Source organism: Streptomyces sp. NPDC050264 (genome assembly GCF_040655895.1).
Taxonomy (GTDB): domain Bacteria; phylum Actinomycetota; class Actinomycetes; order Streptomycetales; family Streptomycetaceae; genus Streptomyces.
The window spans coordinates 111,854-131,037 of record NZ_JBFAKV010000008.1; the positions used below are offsets into that span (position 1 = coordinate 111,854).

Below are 19,184 nucleotides of genomic sequence, written 5' to 3' on the forward strand. Positions count from 1 at the left end.
TATGAGTCAGGCGGCCGCGTCACCACCGGGTGGCAGCAGCGGACCGCACTCCCACTGCTGGAAGATCAGCCGGGTCTCCACCCGGGCCACCTCGCGCCGGGACGTGAACTCGTCGAGGACGAGTCGCTGCAGGTCCGCCATGTCACACACGGCCACGTGCACCAAGTAGTCGTCGGGGCCGGTCAGGTGGAACACCGTGCGGGCCTCGGGCAGTGCCCGGATCCGGTCCACGAACGGGCCGACCAGCTCCCTGCGATGCGGCCGCACCTGCACCGAGAGCAGTGCCTGCAGCCCCCGGCCCAGCCTGGCCGGGTCGAGCCGCAGCACATGCCCGAGGATCACTCCGGAGCGGCGCAGCCGGCCCACCCGGTCCAGGCACGTCGAGGGCGCGACGCCGACCTGCGCGGCCAGATCGCGGTACGTGGTACGGGCATCGTTCTGCAGCAGCCGCAGTATCTCCAGATCGATCGGATCGAGTACGACGGAATCGGCCATCCGTCGAACGTAGCACGGGAGTTGACCCCTTTGCCCCGTCCCCTGTTCAGCCTGGGACGCATGGACGACACCTCCCGCCCCAGGGCCCTCGCCACCGAAGCCGTGCACGCGGGCCGCGACGACCTCACCGCCCTCGGGCTGCACGCCCCGCCCATCGACCTGTCCACCACGTACCCGTCCCCGGACAGCCGCGCCGAGGCCGCCCGCGTCGACACGTTCGCCGCCCATGGCGTCCTCGACGACGGGCCGCCGGTCTACGGCCGCCTCGGCAACCCGACCGTCGCCCGCTTCGAGACGGCCCTGGCCCGCCTCGAAGGGACGGACACCGCCGTCGCGTTCGCGAGCGGCATGGCGGCGCTGACCGCGGTTCTTCTCGTACGCCTCTCGGCGGGCCTGCGCCATGTCGTCGCGGTCCGCCCGCTCTACGGCTGCAGCGACCACCTGCTGACGGCGGGCGCGCTCGGCTCCGAGGTCACCTGGGTCGACCCGGCGGGCATCGCGGAAGCGATCCGGCCCGACACCGGCCTGGTGCTGGTGGAGTCGCCCGCCAACCCGACCCTCGCCGAGGTCGACCTGCGTGCCGTCGCCCACGCCTGCGGCTCCGTGCCGCTGCTCGTCGACAACACCTTCGCCACCCCCGTACTGCAACGGCCCCTCGAGAGCGGGGCGCGGCTCGTCCTGCACAGCGCGACCAAGTACCTCGGTGGCCACGGGGACGTGCTGGGCGGCGTGGTGGCGTGCGACGAGCTGTTCGCACGCGAGCTGCGCAAGGTGCGGTTCGCGACGGGCGGCGTGCTGCATCCGCTCGCCGGATATCTGCTGCTGCGCGGCCTGTCGACCCTGCCGGTGCGGGTGCGCGCGGCCTCGGCGACCGCCGCGGAACTGGTCCGGCGCCTCGCCGCCGACCCGCGCGTGACCCGCGTCCACTATCCGCGGATCGGCGGCGCCATGGTGGCCTTCGAGGTCGCCGGGGACCCGCACGCCGTGATCGCCGGCGTCGACCTCGTCACCCCCGCGGTCAGCCTGGGCAGCGTCGACTCGCTCATCCAGCATCCGGCCTCGATCAGCCACCGCGTGGTGGCCGCCGACGACCGCAGGGCGGCGGGCGTCGGCGACCGGCTGCTGCGCCTGTCGGTCGGCCTGGAGGACATCGAGGACCTGTGGGCCGACCTCGACCGGGCCCTCGGCGCCGAGGCTCGTGAGAGCGACGTGCTCAGTGCCGCTCGGCCTGCTCGTACGGCGGCCGCGACGCCACCGGAGTCGCGTCGAGCCGCGCGGTGATCACCAGGGTGCCCTCCTCGATCTGGTAGTCGAGCGGCAGGTCGAGGCCGCGCATCGCCGCGACCATGCCCGTGTTGGACGCCTGGGTGACCGCGTACACGCTCTCGCAGCCCGCCTCGACCGCCAGCGCGACCAGCCGGCCGAGCAGTTCGGCGCCGATGCCCCGGCGCTGCCAGTCGTCCTCCACGAGCAGAGCGATCTCGGTCTCGTCCCCGTCCCACAGCAGATGTCCGAGCGCGACGACGCGCCCCGAGGTGGTCTGCGCGGCCAGGGTGCGGCCGAAGCGGGGGCTGAGCAGGTGGTTGAGGTAGCGGTCGGCGTCGCCGACGGGGCCGTGGTAGCGCATGCTCAGCGTCCGCGGTGAGCACCGCTCGTGCATCGCCTTCGCCGCCGGCAGGTCCGCGGCGTGCGCGCGCCGCACCGTGATGTCGTTGCCCTCGGGCAGCGTGAGGACGTCCTGGCCGCGCGGCACCCGAGGGCCGAGGCGCGCGTCGAGTTCCACGAGGGCGCGGGCCCGCGCGAACTCGGTCGGGGTGAACGGCAGATACGGCCGCTCCACGGTGATGACCCCGCCGTCCGGTGTGCGCAGCCGCATCGCGGTCTCCTCGAAGCCGCCCTCGACGGGGGGCGCGTCACTCGCCGCGGCCGTCGCGGGCAGCGACCTGATGGTGCACCGGCCCAGCAACTGGCGTAGTGCCAAAGGCAGTTCGGCCGCGTCCAGGGCTGTGCGCGTGGCCAGGCCCAGGATGCGGGTGGGGGCGTCCACCAGGTCGTGGGCGTCGGCCCGCTCGATCCAGGTGCCGGAGCCGCCTGCCTCGGTGGCGGACCGGGTCAGGTCGGAGGCGGGCAGTTCCTGCGGGGCGCGCAGCAGGAACTCGTCCACGGTGCCCTCGGCCAGCGGGTGGGTCTGCAGGCTCAGGATGTCCACCCGCAGGCGGGCCAGGGACGTGCACAGCGCGGCGAGGGAACCCGGCTCGTCCCGCACCGTCGTGCGCATCCGCCAGAGCACGCTCTGCGCGGGGTCGGCCGAGGCGGCATCCCCGGTCTGTCGCCCGGTCGCCGCCCCGTCCTCGACGGGTGCGGGCGGCCGGGCGCCGGTATCCGGCGACGGCGGCGCGTGGCCCGGGCGGCGTGACCACCATTGGGTGGCCAGCTCCATCAGGGCCCCGCGCCTGCCGGTGGCCGCACGGTCGTTCCTCACGCGTGTCACATCAGACATGTCTCGACTCATGCATCCACTGTGAAGGAACGGTGTTGCGTGATCACGAACGGTTTGTGACCGATGGGTAAAGAGTGCCTATGACCGTTTGTTCATTGTTTGACATGTTCCTGGGCGGGTTCCGCCCTCACTGCCCCACGCGCCCCGGCTGCAGTGTCCGGGAGAAGAGCACGTCGCCGCCCTCCTGCCGGAGCCGCACGGTCAGCTCCCCGCTGTCGCCGTCGATGTCGACCTCCCCGAAGTAGGGCGGGGTCTCCGCCGGCGAGGTGTTCGCCCGCGTCGGGGCCTTGATGAACACCTGCCGCGGGCCGAACGTCCCGTCGAGCTTCGCCGCCTGGAACCCGCCCGCGGCCAGCGGCCCCGACACGAACTCCCAGAACGGCGCGAAATCCTGGAACGCGGCGAGCGACGGTTCGTAGTGCTGCGCGGAGGTGTAGTGCACGTCCGTCGTGAGCCACAGCGTGCCGGTGATCCCGCGGTGTTTGATGTGCCGCAGCAACTCGGCGATCTGCAGCTCCCGGCCGAGCGGCGCACCCGGGTCGCCCTGCGCCACCGCCTCGAAGTTCACCGCCCCGTCCGCCACCACCAGGCCCAGCGGCATATCGGAGGCGATCACCTTCCACACCGCCCGGGAGCGCGACAACTCCCGCTTGAGCCACGCCAGTTGCTCGGCGCCGAGAATGCCCGTGGTGTCGTCGGCCTGCCGGTTCGGCGAGTTCGCGTTGCGGTACGTGCGCATGTCGAGGACGAACACGTCGAGCAGCGGGCCCTGCTTCAGCACCCGGTACACCCGCCCGTCCGCGTCGCCCGGCGGCAGCGTCGAGACCGGGAAGTACTCGCTGAACGCGCGCAGCGACCGGGCCGCCAGCACGTCCGTGCTCTTCTCGGTGTAACGGGCGTCGTCCAGGATCTGGCCCGGGTACCAGTTGTTGTGCACCTCGTGGTCGTCCCACTGCGTGATGGTGGGGACCTGGGCGTTGAACCGGCGCGCGTTCTCGTCGAGCAGGTTGTAGCGGAACGCGCCGCGGAACTCCGCGAGCGTCTCGGCGACCTTCGACTTCTCCTCGGTCGTCACATTGCGCCAGACCCGCCCGTCGGGCAGCGTCACGCTGGGCAGGATCGGCCCGTCCGCGTAGATGTTGTCGCCGCTGCACAGGAAGAAGTCCGGGTCCAGGGCGCGCATGTCCTCGTAGACGCGGTAGCCGCCGCGGTCGGGGTTGATGCCCCAGCCCTGGCCCGCGATGTCCCCGGACCACAGGAACCGCACCCCGCCGCGGCGGCTCACGGGCGCGGTACGGAACGTGCCCGGGACCGGCGCGCTCGTGCGGCGCGGATCGTCCGGGTCGGCGAGCAGCACCCGGTAGTGGATCTGCTCGCCGGGCGGCAGGCCGCGCAGCCGGGTCGTGCCCGTGAAGTCGGTGTCCGGGCCGACCAGCGGGCCGCGCCAGCGGGTCGCCCGCTTGAACGACTCGGTGGCCGAGGTCTCGACGATCATCCGCGCGGGACGGTCCGAGCGCACCCACACCAGGCCCGAGTGCGCGCCGACGTCACCGGCCTGCACGCCCCAGCCCGCCTTCGGGCGCCCCGACAGGGCGAACGCGGGAGCCGCCGCGCCGGCGATCGAGGGCAGCGCGAGCGCCGCCGACGCGGCGAGGGAACCCCGCAGCACTCCACGGCGGCCGGGCAGGGGACTCGGCGGACGGTGTGACATGGGCGCCTCCAGTGACGGTTCCGACAACGGTGCGGTGCCTGGTCTGCGCGTGGCGCCGCGGAGCCACACCTACTGTTTCACCACGGCGCGCACACGAACCCCAAGTGAACAACCGCCTCCCGCGTCAGGGGAACCGGGCGCGCCGCTCTCGTGGTGTCGCTGCCGCCGAGCGCCTCACCCGGCCGGCTTCTGAGCCGCGCGGGCCAGGAGACGTACGCCTTCGGTGATGCGGGCCGACGTCAGATGCGCGTACCCGAGCACCAGGGAGACCCGGTCGTCCGCCGCGTCGCCTCCATAGTGGCTCAGCGGACGCACGCCCACCCCGGACGCCGCGAGGCGCGCCAGAAGGGCGTCCTGCGGGCCGCAGCGGGCGGGCAGGGTGGCGATGGCGTGCAGGCCCGCCGCGATGCCCGCCACTTCGGTGCCGGGAAGCTGCTCGTCCAAGGCGGCGACAAGAGCGTCCCGCCGCTCCTTGTAGGCGCGTTGGCAGCGCCGCAGATGCCTGTCGTGGTCGCCGCGCTCGATGAATCGGGCCAGCACCGCCTGGTCGAGCACCGGGTTGCCGAGATCCATGTACCGCTTGCGCGCCACGATCTCGTCGGCCAGCGCGTCGGGCACGACCAGCCAGCCCAGCCGGAGGCCCGGCGCCAACGCCTTGCTCACCGAGCCCGTATAGGCGACGTGTTCCGGATCGAGGCCCTGCAAGGCGCCTACCGGTGCGCGGTCGTAACGGAAGTCCCCGTCGTAGTCGTCCTCCACGACGAGCCCGCTCATCTCCCGCGCCCACGCCAGGAGTTGAGTCCTGCGCGGCGCCGAGTACGCGATGCCGGACGGGAAGTGGTGCGACGGTGTCGTGATCACCGTGCGCACCCCGGAGCCGCGCAGGGGCGCCATGGCGAGACCCTCGTCGTCCAGGGGCAGCCGCACCGCCCGCGGCCCCGCCGTCGCGAACAGCTCCTCGTACTGCGGGCTGCCGGGACTCTCCACACCGATAGCGCTCTGCCCGCGCGCGTGGAGCACCGCGGCAAGGAGCGTCACCGCCTGCGTCACCCCGGAACAGACGATGATCCGCTCCGGGTCCGTCACCACGCCGCGGCGCCGGGCGAGCAGTTCGGCGAGTGCCGTACGCAGCCGGGGCAGGCCCCGCGGATCCGGGTATCCCAAGATGTGGTGCGGCAGTTCGGAGAGCACACCGCGCTGCGCCGCCGCCCACGCGGCCCGCGGGAACAGCGACAGATCCGGGCTGCCCGCCACGAAGTCGGCCCGCACCCCGGGCGAGGGGCGCGGCGCCAGATCCCGCGCCCCCGGAGCGGCGGCCCGCACCGCCTCGCCCACCCACGTCCCGGCACCCCGCCCGCTGCGCAGATAGCCCTCGGCGGTCAACTGCTCGTACGCCTCGGTGATCAGACCGCGCGACACCCCGAGATCGCCCGCCAGGTCCCGGCTCGACGGCAGCCGCGTCCCGGGCGCGAGCCGCCCCGAACGCACCGCCGCACGCAAGGCCGACTGCAAGGAACGACCACGCGCGCGTGCGGGCGCGGCAGCGGCCGGCAGCAACAACTCCCAAGCGGCGGACGGCGGATACGGCAGCGACGTCATACGAAGGGACCTTAATGCGGGTTCCTGAGTGGCGTCCGACCAGGCAATTGGTCCCCGACACAGCCCCCTTGGTGGACCTCGAACGGGACCACTGCCCCTCCTAGCGTCGACGCCATGAACGCCGCGTCCCTACGGGGCTCCCTGCTCGCCGCCCTCGCCTGCGTCCTGGTGGGCGGTTCCTTCACCGCCAACAGCGTCCTGGGCCACTACCCGTACGCGGGCGGCCAGTTCCTGCGGTACGGACTCGCCTGCCTGCTGCTCCTGCCCCTGGCAGGCCGCGGTGGCGCGGCCCCGCTCCGCGACCTGGGGCCGCGCCTCTGGGGTCGGCTCGCCCTGCTCGCGGCCGTCGGGATGGTCGGCTTCAACCTCGCGATCCTCGCCGCGGAACGGACCGCTGAACCGGCGGTACCCGGCGTCTTCGTAGGATGCGCGCCCGTCGTCGTCGCCGTCCTGGTGCCCCTGCTGTCCGGGCGTCGGCCGCAACGGATCGTGCTCTACGGTGCGTTGCTCGTCGCCGCCGGAGCCTTCACCGTGCAGGGATGGGGGCGTACGGACACCACGGGCATCGCCTTCTCCGTATGCGCCCTCGCGGGGGAGGTCGGCTTCGCCGTGCTGGCCGTACCGGTGCTGCGGCCCCTCGGCCCGCGGCTCCTGTCGTGTGCCGTCTGCGCGATCGCCGCGCTCGAAGCGGCGGTTGTGGGTCTCCTCGTCGACGGCGCCTCCTGGCTGCGCGTGCCCGACGGACCGGAGACCGCGGCCCTGGTGTGGCAGGCCGCCATCGTCACCGTCATCGGCTTCGTGTGCTGGTACATGGGCATGCAGCGGATCGGCGCGGAGCGCGCCACGCTGTTCTCCGGACTCATCCCCGTCGCGGCGGCCGGCACCGCGCCCCTGGTCGGCTCGGGGTCGTACGGCCTCGCCCAGGGCGTCGGCAGCGCGCTCGTGGGCGCCGGGGTCGCCCTGGGGTCGGGCGCGTTCAGCCGTCGGTCACCGGCTGGTGTCCAGGATGACGCGGGCCACGAGGGCCGGGTCGTCGTTCATCGGCACATGGCCGCAGCCGGGCAGCCTGACCAGCCGCGCACCCGGGAGGACCTGCTTGGCGCGGACGCCCTGACGACGCACGAGGAGCCGGTCGCGCGAGCCCCAGGCGACGGTGACGGGGATCTCCGGGATGTCGTCGCGGAAGAGCACGCCGCGGCCCGCCTCCAGCGTCTCGCGGAACCCGGTCGCGTCGCGCAGCGCCAGCGTCTCGGCGACGACCGCCTTGGGTGAACGGCGCCCGGGCCGCGCGTAGATGGTGCCGGTGAGCGCTGCCCGCCCGACGGCCGACCGGGACAGCCGCTCGACCAGTGGCAGCGGCATCGCCCGCGCGCCCTGCCGCATCGCGAGCAGCGTCCCGAAGGCGTAGCGACGCTCGGCCTCGGTCCAGAACCCGGCCGGGGAGAGCGCCGTCACGGACCGTGCGAGCTTCTCGCGGCCCATCTCCAAGGCGAGCAGCCCGCCCAGCGAGTTGCCCGCCACGTGGGGCCGGTCGATCCCGAGCTCGCGGCAGAACGCGCCCAGCACGGGCACCACGCTCGACAGGCCGTAGGCGAAACCCTCCGGCAGCGCGGGCGACGTCCCGAATCCCGGAAGGTCCACGGCGATCACGTCGCGTTCGGCCGCCAGGATCTGCAGCACCGGCTGCCAGGCCTGCCAGTGGTGGCCTATCCCGTGCAGCAGGAGCAGGGGTTCACCGGCGCCCGCCCGCTCGTACGTGACGGTCGCCGTGCGCGCTCCGCCGGGGCTGTCGATACTGAAGGACGCCTGTGCCGCCATGTCGCTCGCTCCCTGTCCCCGCCACGCCTCGACGGTTTCTTAGACTCCTTGTCAGCAACAATTACCCATGGGTAGCGTCCAGTTCAAGAGGGGGGCGGCAAAGAGGCGGCGCCGCCTGGACAGCGGGTCCTCCGTCGGTTGGGATGGAGACGTGGCCACCGACACCGCGATCGACGTCTTCGAAGAGCACCGCCCCGTCCTGATGGGCGTGGCCTACCGCATGCTGGGGCGCGTCGCCGACGCCGAGGACGCGGTCCAGGACGCGTGGCTGCGCTGGTCCCAGGCCGACCGGGCCGAGGTGCGCGAACCGCGTGCCTACTTGGTGCGCATCACCACCCGCCTCGCCATCGACCGGCTGCGCCAGGCCCAGAGCAGACGTGAGTCCTACGTAGGCCCATGGCTTCCCGAGCCGCTCGTCACCGACTTCGGCCCCACGGTCCCCGACACCGCCGAACAGGCCGTGCTCGCCGACTCCGTGTCGCTCGCCGTCCTCGTCGTCCTGGAGTCGCTCTCACCGCTGGAACGCGCCGTGTTCGTCCTGCGCGAGGCGTTCGGGCTGCCGTTCGCGGAGATCGCGGCCACCCTGGAGCGCGGCGAGGCCGCGGTGCGCCAGCTCGCCGCCCGGGCCCGCAAGCACGTCGAGGAGCGGCGCCCCCGCTTCGACGTCGACCCGGCGCAACAGCGCGACCTCACCGAGCGGTTCCTCGCCGCCGCCACCGAGGGCGACCTCGACGGACTCATGTCGCTGCTCGCCCCCGACGTGCGCCTCGTCGGCGACAGCGGCGGCAAGTCGAAGGCGCCCCTGCGCGTCATCGAGAGCGCCGACAAGGTGGGCCGGTTCCTCGCGGGCGCCGCGGGCCAAGGAGGCGCCGAGGGGTTCGAGTTCCGCGTGGTGGAGATCAACGGCGGCCCGGGGCTGCTCGTCCTCTCCGAGGGAAAGGTCGACTCCGCCTTCCAGCTCGGCATCTCCGGCGGCAAGGTCCAGTACGTCTACATCGTGCGCAACCCGGACAAGCTTCAGTCGCTCCTGTAGGCAGAGCGCCACGCAGGCCTGTGGGCCCGCCCTTCGCGCAAGCGCGGTCGGCGGGCCCACAGGCGTGTCTCTGCGTCTCTCATGCCTGCCTTACGAACGCCGCGTGAACGGAGCGCGGCCCTCCATGAACGCTCTGCGGCAACACCCCTGTGCGGGGGGTCACCGATCGAGGATTGGTCTTGACCAAGCTCGGGGGCGGCCCTACGCTCGCAGAGATAGTGCAGGAACCTTTAATAAACAAGGGCGCTAAAAAGCCGCCGGGGCACGGCTGTTGCGGAGGACAGGGTGGGGACCACGCAGTTGGAAGCGGCACCGGAGCCGAAGTACTGGCATCTCAAGACCGTGCTCAGCGAGGCGCTCGACTCCGAGTTCGCCGTCGGGGAGATCCTGCCGAACGAGCGTGATCTCGCGGCCCGCTTCGGCGTCGCCCGGGCCACGCTCCGCCAGGCCCTCGAACAGCTCGAGCTCGAAGGACGGCTGCAGCGCCGCCGCGGCGTCGGCACCACGGTCGCGCCGCCCCGGGTGGGCGTCGCCGTCGCCTCCACCGACCAGGACTGGCCGGGCGCGGGCGGGGACGCGTGGCAGGCCGTCGACTGCACTCCGGACGTGCCGCCGGCCGCGGTCGCCGACATGCTGGGCACCGCCCCGGGCGAGACCGTGCACGTGCTGCGCCGTACGCGCGTCTCGCACGGCCAGTCGGTCGCGGCCGAGCTGCTCTACGTCCCGTCGGCCTCCGTGCCCGACCTGACCGCCATAGACGCTCCCTCCGGCGCCGCACGCGCGCGTGCCGTCCTGCGTGAACTGCAGCGCTTCGGCCTGGACGGCCAGGACCGCGCGGTCGAGCTGGGCTCGGCCCGCGCCGACGACGCGAAGGAACTGGACCGCCTTCCCGGCGCCCCGGTCCTCGTCGTCACGACCCGCTACTTCAGCGCCGGCGTCACGGCGGCCGTCTCCCTGGCGACATACCGAGCGGACACCTGCCGTCTCACCTTCGGCGATACGCCGAACGTAGAAATCCACCACGCCCCGGAAACCAAGGCGTCCTGACCCCCGCGCGGGCAACGCCGCCGCGCCCCAGCGTTCAGGGGGCGCGGTCATCGGCGCGCTCAGCCACACACAGCGGTCACCCGCAAACGGACCACGCGACGCCGCGGAGGTCTGTCAGAAGGTCCTAGTGTCCTAGTGCAGCGCCCCGTTGATCCTGCGGGGGTCGTGTGGCTTTGAGTACCGTCGTAGGTCCATCGGTACGGCTTGGCGTCGTGCTCGGCGTAGGCCGTGACGAACTCATGGATCGCGTCAGCGAGATCGCGAACGGACTCGACACCGCCATCGGGCTCTACCCGTCACCACGGTCGCGCGCAAGCGGCGGTCAGACCGCGACGCGGCCTCCATCAGTGTGCAGCACAGCCCCGTAGACGAAGCTGGCCTCGTCGGAGGCGAGGAAGCAGACGGCCGCGGCGATCTCGTCGGGATCCGCCCCTCGCCGGGCCGGCACGGTTGCGGTCAGGGCGTCGAACATCTCGCCCATCGCGGCGCTCGCCGGGGTGCGAGTCGGCCCCGGGGCCACGACGTTGACCCGTACGCCCTGCGGGCCGTACTCGGCAGTCCAGGACTTGGTCAGGGCCTCGATCGCCGCTTTGGAGGCTCCGTAGGCGGCCAGGCCGCTCATGCCGATGGTCGCCGCCATGGTCGAGATGCTGATGATCGCGCCGCCGCCCCGGGCGGCCATCCGCGGCGCGATTGCCGCGGTCAGGTAGAACGGTGCCTTGACGTTGACGTCGAAGACGAGGTCGAAGTCCTCCTGCGTGGTCTGCTCGGTCGGGCCGCCCGGGAAGACGCCGGCGTTGTTCACGAGCACGTCGACATCCGCCGCGGCCTCGGCCAGGCGCCGCACGTCGTCGAAGTTGGCGAGATCGGCGGCGATGAACCGGGCCTTGCCTCCCTGTGCGTCGATCTCGGCGATGACCTCGTCACCGCGTCGCTCGTCGCGACCGGTCACGATCACGTGCGCGCCGCGGCGTGCCAGCTTCATTGCCACGGCGCGGCCGATGCCCGAGGTGCCGCCCGTCACGAGCGCGGTCTTTCCCTGAAGCGTCATGGTCCTGTTTCCTTCTTCTCTCACTGCGCCGTCTACGCGAACGAGGCGGCGTGGTCGGCGGCGAACTGCTCGAACGAGCGAGCCGGGCGGCCCAGCAGGGTCGGCACGTCCTGGGTGACCCAGTCGGCGTCGCCCTCGGCGGTCAGACGGAACGCCTGGGCGTTCATGTGGGCGATCTGCTCGGGGGCCCCGGCGCGGATCATCGCGTCCTTGTTCTCCTCGAAGCTCAGTTCCCGGTAGGTGATGGTCCGGCCCAGCAGCCTGGAGAGCACGGCGGCTACCTCGTCGTTGGAGATCGGCTGCGGGCCGGAGAGCCAGTAGGTCTTGCCGGCGTGCGCGGCGGGCGCGGCGGCGATCTTGGCGGCCACCGCCGCCACGTCCCGGGCGTCGACCATGCCGGTGCGCCCCTTGCCGGCCGCGGACCCGAAGCCGCTGGTCTTGGCAATAGCGGGTGCCAATGCGAGGACGTTCTGCATGTAGGCGTTCGAGCGCAGCAGGGTGTGGGGAATCCCGCTGGCGGCCAGCCCGGCCTCGATCTCGCTCTGCCCGCGCCGCCGGGCGATCGGCGAGTCGGGCGAGGCCTTGCTGGTGGCCTTGATGATGTGCCCGACCCCGGCCCGCGCGGCGCCGGCGACGACGTTCAGTTCCTGTGCGGGCACGGCGGGGCTGACCAGCACCACCGCGGTCACTCCCGCCATCGCCGCATCGATGCTCGCCGGCACCTGCAGGTCGCCGACGACGACATGCGCGCCCGCATCCGCCAGCGCCTTCACCTTCGCCGGGTCCCGGACCAGCACCCGGACCGGCACCTGCTGCTGCGTGAGCAGGCGCACCGCTTCGGAGCCGACCTTCCCGGCCGTGGTGACAAGGATCATGAGGGGCCTCTTTCCACAGACCTGAACTGGGTTACAAAACCCACTCTTCGGCATTCAGGCTGGGTTGTCAAACCCAGAAAGTGTTAGGATCGCCCTCATGAGCACTGATGCGCGGGACCGGCCGAAGCTGACCGCCAAGGGGGCGCGCACGCGGGCCCGGATCGTGGAGGCCGCCGCCCGGCTGATCCACGAGCGAGGCGTGGTGAGCACCACGCTCGACGATGTGCGGGCGGCGGCGGGGGTCAGCGGATCGCAGCTCTACCACTACTTCGCCGACAAGGACGAACTCGTCCAGGCGGTCATCGACCACCAGGCCGACACCATCCTGGGCAATCAGCGGCAGGCCGACCTCGGCAGCCTCGAAGGACTCGCAGGCTGGCGGGACATGGTGATCATCCAGGCGAAGGGCACCGAAGCGAAGGGAGGCTGCCCCCTCGGATCGCTCGGCGGCCAACTCGCCGAGGCCGACCCCGAGGCCCGCGCCCTGATCGCCGCCGGATTCGACCAGTGGTCAGCCGCGATCGGCGACGGCCTGCGAACCCTTCACACCGCCGGGCACCTCGCGAGCGAGATCGACCCGGACGACCTCGCTGTCACCCTCCTCGCCGTGCTCCAGGGGGGCCTGCTCCTCGCGCAGGTCCACCGCGACCCCCGCGCCCTGGAAACCGCGCTCGACACCCTCATCGCCCTCGCCTCCGGCGGACCAGCCGCACCGCGAGGCGAGAACCCAGCACACACCGAGCCCACCACCCTGCACTGATCCGAACGCCGCCCCACCGTTGCGTGCGAGAAAGCTGTTCCCACGCCTGGGCCGAGCAGCCCGGTCCGTTGCACGACCGCGGTGAGCATCCGCAGCACCGTAGCGACCCAACGACGGCAACCGCGCAGCAGAACACCACTCACAGCACCGGCCGTGAGCAAGGACCCGCATTCCAGGGAGCCAACAGAACATCAATCTGCTGAGTCACGGTGTTGGTGGGGGCCGATGGCGGCATCGAGTCCGTTCGTGATCGAGTCGGCGTCCGCGCAGCGGGAGGAACTGGAGCAGGTGGCGAGCTCCCGCACCGCCGCTTCCGGTCGGGTCCAACGGGCCCGGGCGGGACTGGAGGACGTGAACGCCTGCCTGAACGCCGCAATCGCCAGACGCCTGGGCCTACATGTGGACACAGTGCGCCGCTGGCGCGAACGGGCGGCCCCGACCGCTCGGCCGAGCCCGGTTCACCCCGGAGGACCGGCTAAAGGCGGTCGCGGCGGCAACCGCGGTCCCGTCAGGTGCGGATACCGTCTGGTCTCACCGCCTGCTCGCCGAACACCTCTCGGAGTTGGGGATCTCCGCCTCGCAGATCGGACGGATCCTTACAGGCGCCGATCTCAAGCCCCACCTGGTGCGCGGCTGGCTGACCCGTCCGGCCGACCCGCAGTTCTTCGACAGGGCCGCCGACGTCTGCGCCGTGTACCGCACCTGCCGACCGAATGCTGTGGTGCTCTCGGTGGACGAGAAGACCGGGATCACCGCGCGGTCCCGGAAGCACCCCGACGCCCCCGCCCGTCCCGGGCAGCCGGCCCGCCGAGAGTTCGAGTACGTCCGCCACGGCACCGTATCGATCATCGCTGCACTTGAGGTGCACACCGGCCAGGTCCTCACCCAGACCAACGCCCGCAATGACTCCGGCACCTTCATCAGAGGTTCCTGCGGCTGCTCGACTCCAGCATTCCCGCAGGTCTGGACATCCGTCTGGTGATGGACAACGGATCCTCGTACACGTCGCGCAAGACCAGAGCCTGTTCTGGCCGCGCACCCGCCGGTTCCACGTCCACCACACCCCGAAACACGCCTCGTGGCCAAACCAAGTGGAGATCTTCTTCTCCACGCCCACCCGGCGGGTGTTGCGCCGAGGCCAGGTCGTCACGGCCTACGACAAGCACGACGCCAAGCCCTACCGATGGACCTACGACGGCACCCCACTCAAAGCCACATGACCCCCGCAGAATCAGCGCGGCGCTGCACTAAGGGCGCGGGGAACTGCACGCCCAGCCACATACGACGCTCACCCGCCGACGATCAAACCGAGGCACCCGCAAGGCACCCCGGTTCACCGGCGGGCCGAAACCGTTGCGTCCGCGGCGAACAACCGCTCCTCCACATGATCCAGGGCAAGCCGCAACGCCCCGGTGGCCACAGCCGCCTCGCCCAGCAACGACAGGGCCACCCGAGGCGGCCGCAGGCAATACCGCTCCAGTTCGCGCCGCAGCGGATCGAGCACCCCGTCGAGCCCGGCGGCCCACCCGCCGACGATGACCAGCTCCGGGTCCAACGCCAGCACCAGCGCGGCGACATCGTGCACGAGCCGCTGGATGAACCGCTCCATCGCGGCCCCGGCCCCCGCGTCGCCCTCCCGGGCCAGCGCGAACACCTCCGCCACGGCCTGCTCGTCCAGCGGATGCAGTGGCTCGCCGGTCGTCGAGAGCAGCGTCTCCGGCCGCACCTCACGGCCCAGCAGATGCAGCGCCCCGATCTCCCCGGCGGCGCCCCCGTACCCCCGGTGCAGCCGACCGCCGATCAACGCCCCGGCCCCGGGGCTGAGTCCCGCCATCACGAACACCATGTCGTCCGAGTCGACCCCGGCGCCCTTCCAGTGTTCGGCCAAGGCGGCGGTGTTGGCGTCGTTCTCCACGATCACCGGGCACTTGAAGGAGCGCCGCAGCCGTTCGCCGAGCGGCAGCCCGGTCCACCCGGGCAGCGCCGTACCGAGCCGCACCATGCCGTCGGCCTCGACGATCCCGGGGCTGCCCACGCCGACCGCGCGCAGCGAACCGCGCGGCACTCCGGCGCGCCGCAGCAGATCCGCGACGGTCCCGCGCAACCGCTCGATGCGCTCCTCCGCGGGCGCGGCCTCGTCGACATCCTTGGACGCCGAGCCGAGAACCCTGCCGTCGAGCGCCGACAGCACCGCCGCGACCCGGTGCGGCCCGATCTCCAGGCCCAGCAGATGCCCCGCCTCGGCCCGGAAGCGGAACTTGCGGGCGGGCCGCCCCTGGCGCCGCGCGCCCGGCTCCTCGACGGCCGTCTCGACGACGAATCCGGCCTCGATGAGCCCCTCGACGACACCTTCGACGGTCGGCCGCGACAGACCCGTCACCCGCGTGATCTCGGTGAGCGTCGCGAAATCCGTGGAGCGCAGCGCGTGCAGCACCACTGCGGAGTTGATCCGCCTGAGCAGAGAGGGATCCCCGCCGGTCAGCTGCCCCAACGTCCGTCCTCCCAGCAGTTGCGCGTGTTCGCCGGATGGTACTCGTCGCGGTCGTCACGGGCGAGAGTCGGGTGCACTCCTGTGACGGCGACTGCTCACCCGGGCGTGCCGCAAAAGGGGCAGGGCGGGTTTCAGTTCGGCGCGACGAAACCGGATTCGTAGGCGGCGATCACCGCCTGGGTCCGGTCGCGGGCCCCGAGCTTGGCGAGAACGGCGCTCACGTGCGACTTCACCGTCTCCGTGCCGACGACGAGATCCGTGGCGATCTCCACGTTCGACAGGCCCCGCGCCATCAGCCGCAGCACCGCCGCCTCGCGCTCGGTCAGCGCCGCCCGCACCATGGCGGCCCGCGCCGACGCGTTCCCGTACTCGGCGGCCAGCTTGCGCACCGCCGCAGGAAAGAGGAGCGACTCGCCCGCCGCGACGAGCCGCACCGCGTGCACGATCTCGGCGGGGCGCGCCCGCTTCAGCAGGAACCCGTCGGCGCCCGCGCGCAGCGCCCCGTACACGTACTCGTCGTTCTCGAAGGTGGTGATGACGAGGATCTTCGGCGGCCGCGGTACGGCGCTCAGCACCGCGCGCGTGGCCTCGATCCCGTCGAGCAGCGGCATCCGTACGTCCATGGCGACGACATCGGGGCGCAGCTCGCGCACCAGGGGGATCACTGCCGCGCCGTCGGCCGCCTCACCCACCACCTCGATGTCCGCCTGCGCCTCGAGCACGGCGCGCAGACCGGCGCGGACCAGGGGTTCGTCATCGACGAGGAGCACAGTGATCGGCACGCGGCAAGCTTAGGGCCCCGGGTCACACCACCGGCAGGTCGACGTGCACCTGCCATTCGGGTCCGACCGGCCCGGAGCGTGCCCGGCCGCCCAGCAGCGCGGCCCGCTCCCGCATCCCGCGCAACCCGCTCCCCGCGCCACCGGTCCCCGCCCCGGCCGCCGGGGGCAGGTCGTTGCGCACGTCCAGGCTCAGCTGCCCGTCGGCGACGGTGAGCGCGACCCGGACCGGGACGGTGCCGCAGTGCCGCAGAACGTTCGTGAGCGCTTCCTGGAGGATGCGGTAGCCCTCCCTGGAGACGGGCCCCGGCACCGTCTCCAGCGGCCCGGCCACCACCACGTCCACCTTCGTCCCCGCGGCCCGCGCCGAATCGAGCAGCCGGTCCGCGTCCCGCAGCGTGGGGCGGGAGCTCACCGGCTGCTCCGCCTCCCGCAGCACCAACAGGACCCGCTCCAGATCCTCCAGGGCGGCCCTGCCGGTCTCCTCGATGGCGCACAGCGCCCGGTCCGTGAACGCCGGATCGCCCGCCGCCCGCGCCGCACCCGCCTGCACCACCGCGACGGTCAGCACGTGACCTATGGAGTCGTGCAGTTCCCGTGCGATGCGATTGCGCTCCAGCAGCTGCTCGGTGCGCTCCTCCAGGGCGGCCAGGCGTTCGGCCGCGGAGGGACCGAGCAGCAGGAGGGCGGCCCGCGTGATCAGCCGGCCCGAGCCCTCCACCACGTACAACAAGGTGAGCAGGACGACAGGGATGAGCAGCGCGCACCACCAGCCGCGTTCGGGCAGCGGCAGCGGTGACACCGTGTCCACCGGCTGACCTGCCGCGGCGCCCACCAACTCCAGGACGACTGCCATCAGCTGACCCATGACGAGAGCCACGGAGAGGCCGAGCAGCAGGCGCAGCACCAGCCACACAGCCGTCCTGCCCCGGTCCCGCCAGGACACCGACGGGGCGACCGAGACCCCGGCCTCCGCGCCATCACCCGCCACGCGCGCGTGCCCGCCGGGAAACAGCATCAGGCGCGCCTGCAGCCCCTCCGCGCGCCGCGCACCCGGCACCAGGCCCACCAGTACGAGCAGCGGCACGGGAATGACGTAGATGAGCGCCCAGTGCTGTAGGGAGGGGGTCGAGAGACCCGGATAGATCGCGCCGCATACGAAGGCCAACACCGCGGCGCACAGCAGATGCAGCCAGCGGGTGTACGTGACCGTGCGCGTCAACGGTCTCAACAGGCGGGGCATGCGGCCATCGTGCCAGCCACGCCGGGACCGACGGCTCCCCCGTGCGGGGGAGGCGGACTCCACCGGCGGGGGAGGCCCGGCACCCCGCCCGCGGGCCAGGCTTGCGGCATGACCAGCATCGACGTCCAGGACCTCACCAAGGTGTTCGGCACGACGCGCGCCGTGGACCGGCTGACCTTCCGGGTGGAGCCCGGCCGCGTCACCGGTTTCCTCGGGCCGAACGGCGCCGGCAAGTCCACCACCATGCGCCTCGCCCTCGGTCTCGACCGCCCCACCTCCGGGAACGCGCTCATCGCGGGCCGCCCGTATGCGACGTACGACGAACCACTGCGCCTCGTAGGTGCGTTGCTCGACCCGCAAGCCGCGCACGGGTCCCGCACGGCGCGTGACCACCTCCTGGTGCTCGCCGCCGCCAACCGCATCCCCGTACGGCGCGTCGACGAGGTACTGGAGCAAGCCGGCATCGCGGCGGTGGCCGGGCGCCGCGTGAAGACGTTCTCGCTCGGGATGCGTCAGCGTCTCGGTATCGCGGCGGCCCTGCTCGGTGACCCCACGGTGGTCCTGCTCGACGAGCCGTCAAACGGACTCGACCCCGAAGGCATCATCTGGATAAGGGAGTTGATGCGCGACCTCGCGCGCGCGGGACGCACCGTCCTGGTCTCCAGCCACCTGATGAACGAGACCGCGACCTTCGCCGACCACCTCGTCGTCCTCGGCCGCGGGCGGCTGCTCGCCGACACCTCGATGCCGGACTTCATCGCCGCGCACAGCGCCCGTCGCGTCCGGGTGCGCACCACCGAACCCGAACGGCTGCGTGCCGCGCTCGCGCGCGCGGGCCACACGCTCACGTCGGCCGGCGACGAACGCCGCACCGTGGCCGGCGTCACCGCCGCCGAGGTGGGCGCCCTGGCCGCGGCCGACGCCATCCCGGTCCTCGAACTCGCCGACGAACCGGCCTCGTTGGAGGAGGCCTACCTCGCCCTGACCGCGGCCGACACCGAGTACGCCGCCACGCCCCTCCAGGAGGCCTGACCGTGTCCCCCACCGCCGTACTGCACTCCGAGTGGATCAAAATCAGGTCCCTGCGCGGCACGCTCGGCTCGCTGCTCGCCGTCTTCGTGGCCACCGTCGCCATCACGACCCTCGTGTCCGCCACCGTCGGCCGAGCCGAGGCCGACAACGGGGACGACGCCCTCTTCGGCGCCTTCTACGCCCTCAACTTCGGGCAGATCGCGGCCCTCGCCTTCGGCTCCACCGCCGTCTCCGGCGAGTACCTCAACGGCGCGCTGCGGGTCTCCCTCGCCGCCGTGCCCGACCGCACGCTCTTCTACGGAGCCAAGGCGGCGGTCATCGGTGCCGGCGCACTCGTCGTCGGCATGGCCACGACCTTCACCGCGTTCCTCGCCGGGCAGGCGTTCATGGGAGCCGACGCGCTCGGCCTCGGCGACCCGGGTGCCCTGCGGGCCTGTGTCGGCGGCGGCGTGTACCTCGCGCTGATGGCGCTGTTCGCGGCAGGCCTCACCGCCGTACTGCGCAGCGCCGTGGTCGTGTTGAGCATCCTCGTCCCCTTTCTGCTGATCGTGTCGTTCGTCGTCGGGGACGTCGCGGGCGCGGCCGCCGACTTCCTGCCCGACCGTGCGGGGCAACAGGTCCTGCGCCAGGACATGGTGGGCTCCCTCGGCCCGTGGAGCGGACTGGCCGTGACCGCGCTGTGGGCCGCGGCCGCCGTCCTCGCCGGCTGGTGGACGGTGCGCCGCAGGGACGCCTGACGGGCAGTCGGCC

General features: G+C 72.4%; 18 protein-coding genes and 1 pseudogene. 9 read left to right on the forward strand and 10 right to left on the reverse strand.

All coding sequences use genetic code 11. The features are described 5' to 3' along the window. Nucleotides 1-6: 6 nt before the first annotated feature. Nucleotides 7-495, reverse strand: coding sequence for an Lrp/AsnC family transcriptional regulator (locus AB0J02_RS16470; protein WP_363194349.1), 489 nt, complete (start codon nt 493-495; stop codon nt 7-9). A 60-nt stretch (nt 496-555) separates the two neighbouring features. Between AB0J02_RS16470 and AB0J02_RS16475 the strand changes: the two genes are divergently transcribed. Beyond that, nucleotides 556-1,776, forward strand: coding sequence for a PLP-dependent transferase (locus tag AB0J02_RS16475; protein ID WP_363194350.1), 1,221 nt, complete (start codon nt 556-558; stop codon nt 1,774-1,776). Here AB0J02_RS16475 and AB0J02_RS16480 read toward each other — a convergent pair. From AB0J02_RS16480 to AB0J02_RS16490, 3 genes are all read right to left on the reverse strand, one after another. Next, on the reverse strand, nt 1,709-2,935 hold the full coding sequence (locus tag AB0J02_RS16480) for a GNAT family N-acetyltransferase (protein WP_363194559.1): 1,227 nt from the start codon (nt 2,933-2,935) through the stop codon (nt 1,709-1,711). The genes AB0J02_RS16475 and AB0J02_RS16480 overlap by 68 nt on opposite strands. A 187-nt stretch (nt 2,936-3,122) precedes the next feature. Next, nucleotides 3,123-4,706 carry an alkaline phosphatase D family protein gene (locus AB0J02_RS16485; protein WP_363194351.1) on the reverse strand — a complete coding sequence of 528 codons (1,584 nt, stop codon included), beginning with the start codon at nt 4,704-4,706 and terminating at the stop codon, nt 3,123-3,125. A 174-nt stretch (nt 4,707-4,880) separates the two neighbouring features. Then, a complete protein-coding gene (locus AB0J02_RS16490; protein ID WP_363194352.1) occupies nt 4,881-6,305 on the reverse strand; it encodes a PLP-dependent aminotransferase family protein in 1,425 nt (474 codons plus the stop codon). Nucleotides 6,306-6,419: 114 nt separating this feature from the next. Here AB0J02_RS16490 and AB0J02_RS16495 point away from each other — a divergent pair. Beyond that, a pseudogene (locus AB0J02_RS16495) lies at nt 6,420-7,256 on the forward strand (EamA family transporter); the annotation flags it as partial. A 36-nt stretch (nt 7,257-7,292) separates the two neighbouring features. On the opposite strand, the gene AB0J02_RS16500 reads toward AB0J02_RS16495, so the two are convergent. Next, nucleotides 7,293-8,123, reverse strand: a complete 831-nt coding sequence (locus AB0J02_RS16500) for an alpha/beta fold hydrolase (RefSeq protein ID WP_363194353.1) — start codon at nt 8,121-8,123, stop codon at nt 7,293-7,295. A 151-nt stretch (nt 8,124-8,274) separates the two neighbouring features. Between AB0J02_RS16500 and sigJ the strand changes: the two genes are divergently transcribed. Together sigJ and AB0J02_RS16510 are read left to right on the forward strand one after the other, a co-directional pair. Then, complete coding sequence (gene sigJ / locus AB0J02_RS16505; protein WP_363194354.1) at nt 8,275-9,156, forward strand: RNA polymerase sigma factor SigJ; 882 nt, start codon at nt 8,275-8,277, stop codon at nt 9,154-9,156. Between the two features lie 285 nt (nt 9,157-9,441). Next, the gene (locus AB0J02_RS16510) at nt 9,442-10,203 is read left to right on the forward strand and encodes a GntR family transcriptional regulator (protein ID WP_363194355.1); all 762 of its coding nucleotides are present in this window, start codon (nt 9,442-9,444) and stop codon (nt 10,201-10,203) included. A 322-nt stretch (nt 10,204-10,525) separates the two neighbouring features. Here the strand turns inward: AB0J02_RS16510 and AB0J02_RS16515 are convergent, their stop codons facing one another. Both AB0J02_RS16515 and AB0J02_RS16520 read right to left on the reverse strand, forming a co-directional pair. Further along, nucleotides 10,526-11,254 (reverse strand): SDR family NAD(P)-dependent oxidoreductase, encoded by a 729-nt coding sequence (locus AB0J02_RS16515; RefSeq protein WP_363194356.1) that lies wholly within the window; start codon nt 11,252-11,254, stop codon nt 10,526-10,528. A gap of 32 nt (nt 11,255-11,286) precedes the next feature. Beyond that, complete coding sequence (locus AB0J02_RS16520; protein WP_363194357.1) at nt 11,287-12,129, reverse strand: NmrA family NAD(P)-binding protein; 843 nt, start codon at nt 12,127-12,129, stop codon at nt 11,287-11,289. A gap of 97 nt (nt 12,130-12,226) precedes the next feature. On the opposite strand from AB0J02_RS16520, the gene AB0J02_RS16525 reads away from it, so the two are divergent. The 3 genes from AB0J02_RS16525 (at nt 12,227) to AB0J02_RS16535 (ending at nt 14,109) form a co-directional block, all read left to right on the forward strand. Further along, entirely contained in the window at nt 12,227-12,889 is a 663-nt protein-coding gene (locus tag AB0J02_RS16525) for a TetR/AcrR family transcriptional regulator (RefSeq protein ID WP_363194358.1), read from the forward strand. 562 nt (nt 12,890-13,451) lie between these two features. Next, nucleotides 13,452-13,871 carry a hypothetical protein gene (locus tag AB0J02_RS16530; protein WP_363194359.1) on the forward strand — a complete coding sequence of 140 codons (420 nt, stop codon included), beginning with the start codon at nt 13,452-13,454 and terminating at the stop codon, nt 13,869-13,871. 109 nt (nt 13,872-13,980) lie between these two features. After that, on the forward strand, nt 13,981-14,109 hold the full coding sequence (locus tag AB0J02_RS16535; RefSeq protein ID WP_363194360.1) for a hypothetical protein: 129 nt from the start codon (nt 13,981-13,983) through the stop codon (nt 14,107-14,109). Nucleotides 14,110-14,222: 113 nt separating this feature from the next. Here AB0J02_RS16535 and AB0J02_RS16540 read toward each other — a convergent pair whose 3' ends face one another. From AB0J02_RS16540 to AB0J02_RS16550, 3 genes are all read right to left on the reverse strand, one after another. Beyond that, nucleotides 14,223-15,380, reverse strand: a complete 1,158-nt coding sequence (locus AB0J02_RS16540) for an ROK family transcriptional regulator (protein WP_363194361.1) — start codon at nt 15,378-15,380, stop codon at nt 14,223-14,225. A gap of 131 nt (nt 15,381-15,511) precedes the next feature. Beyond that, complete coding sequence (locus tag AB0J02_RS16545; protein WP_363194362.1) at nt 15,512-16,162, reverse strand: response regulator transcription factor; 651 nt, start codon at nt 16,160-16,162, stop codon at nt 15,512-15,514. Nucleotides 16,163-16,184: 22 nt separating this feature from the next. Beyond that, nucleotides 16,185-17,402: a histidine kinase gene (locus AB0J02_RS16550; RefSeq protein ID WP_363194363.1), complete on the reverse strand. Its 1,218-nt coding sequence runs from the start codon at nt 17,400-17,402 to the stop codon at nt 16,185-16,187. Between the two features lie 108 nt (nt 17,403-17,510). Between AB0J02_RS16550 and AB0J02_RS16555 the strand changes: the two genes are divergently transcribed. Continuing rightward, nucleotides 17,511-18,434 carry an ATP-binding cassette domain-containing protein gene (locus AB0J02_RS16555; protein ID WP_363194364.1) on the forward strand — a complete coding sequence of 308 codons (924 nt, stop codon included), beginning with the start codon at nt 17,511-17,513 and terminating at the stop codon, nt 18,432-18,434. Further along, nucleotides 18,431-19,171 carry an ABC transporter permease gene (locus tag AB0J02_RS16560; RefSeq protein ID WP_363194560.1) on the forward strand — a complete coding sequence of 247 codons (741 nt, stop codon included), beginning with the start codon at nt 18,431-18,433 and terminating at the stop codon, nt 19,169-19,171. The genes AB0J02_RS16555 and AB0J02_RS16560 overlap by 4 nt, the downstream gene beginning before the upstream one ends. Nucleotides 19,172-19,184 lie beyond the last annotated feature (13 nt).

What these genes read in the sequence shown, in the direction of transcription:
- AB0J02_RS16550 (WP_363194363.1), bottom strand. Translation starts at nt 17,402, where the DNA reads ATGCCCCGCCTGTTGAGACCGTTGACGCGCACGGTCACGTACACCCGC.
- AB0J02_RS16475 (WP_363194350.1), top strand. Translation starts at nt 556, where the DNA reads ATGGACGACACCTCCCGCCCCAGGGCCCTCGCCACCGAAGCCGTGCAC.
- AB0J02_RS16555 (WP_363194364.1), top strand. Translation starts at nt 17,511, where the DNA reads ATGACCAGCATCGACGTCCAGGACCTCACCAAGGTGTTCGGCACGACG.
- AB0J02_RS16515 (WP_363194356.1), bottom strand. Translation starts at nt 11,254, where the DNA reads ATGACGCTTCAGGGAAAGACCGCGCTCGTGACGGGCGGCACCTCGGGC.
- AB0J02_RS16525 (WP_363194358.1), top strand. Translation starts at nt 12,227, where the DNA reads ATGAGCACTGATGCGCGGGACCGGCCGAAGCTGACCGCCAAGGGGGCG.
- AB0J02_RS16500 (WP_363194353.1), bottom strand. Translation starts at nt 8,123, where the DNA reads ATGGCGGCACAGGCGTCCTTCAGTATCGACAGCCCCGGCGGAGCGCGC.
- AB0J02_RS16490 (WP_363194352.1), bottom strand. Translation starts at nt 6,305, where the DNA reads ATGACGTCGCTGCCGTATCCGCCGTCCGCCGCTTGGGAGTTGTTGCTG.
- AB0J02_RS16485 (WP_363194351.1), bottom strand. Translation starts at nt 4,706, where the DNA reads ATGTCACACCGTCCGCCGAGTCCCCTGCCCGGCCGCCGTGGAGTGCTG.
- AB0J02_RS16520 (WP_363194357.1), bottom strand. Translation starts at nt 12,129, where the DNA reads ATGATCCTTGTCACCACGGCCGGGAAGGTCGGCTCCGAAGCGGTGCGC.
- AB0J02_RS16480 (WP_363194559.1), bottom strand. Translation starts at nt 2,935, where the DNA reads ATGGAGCTGGCCACCCAATGGTGGTCACGCCGCCCGGGCCACGCGCCG.
- AB0J02_RS16470 (WP_363194349.1), bottom strand. Translation starts at nt 495, where the DNA reads ATGGCCGATTCCGTCGTACTCGATCCGATCGATCTGGAGATACTGCGG.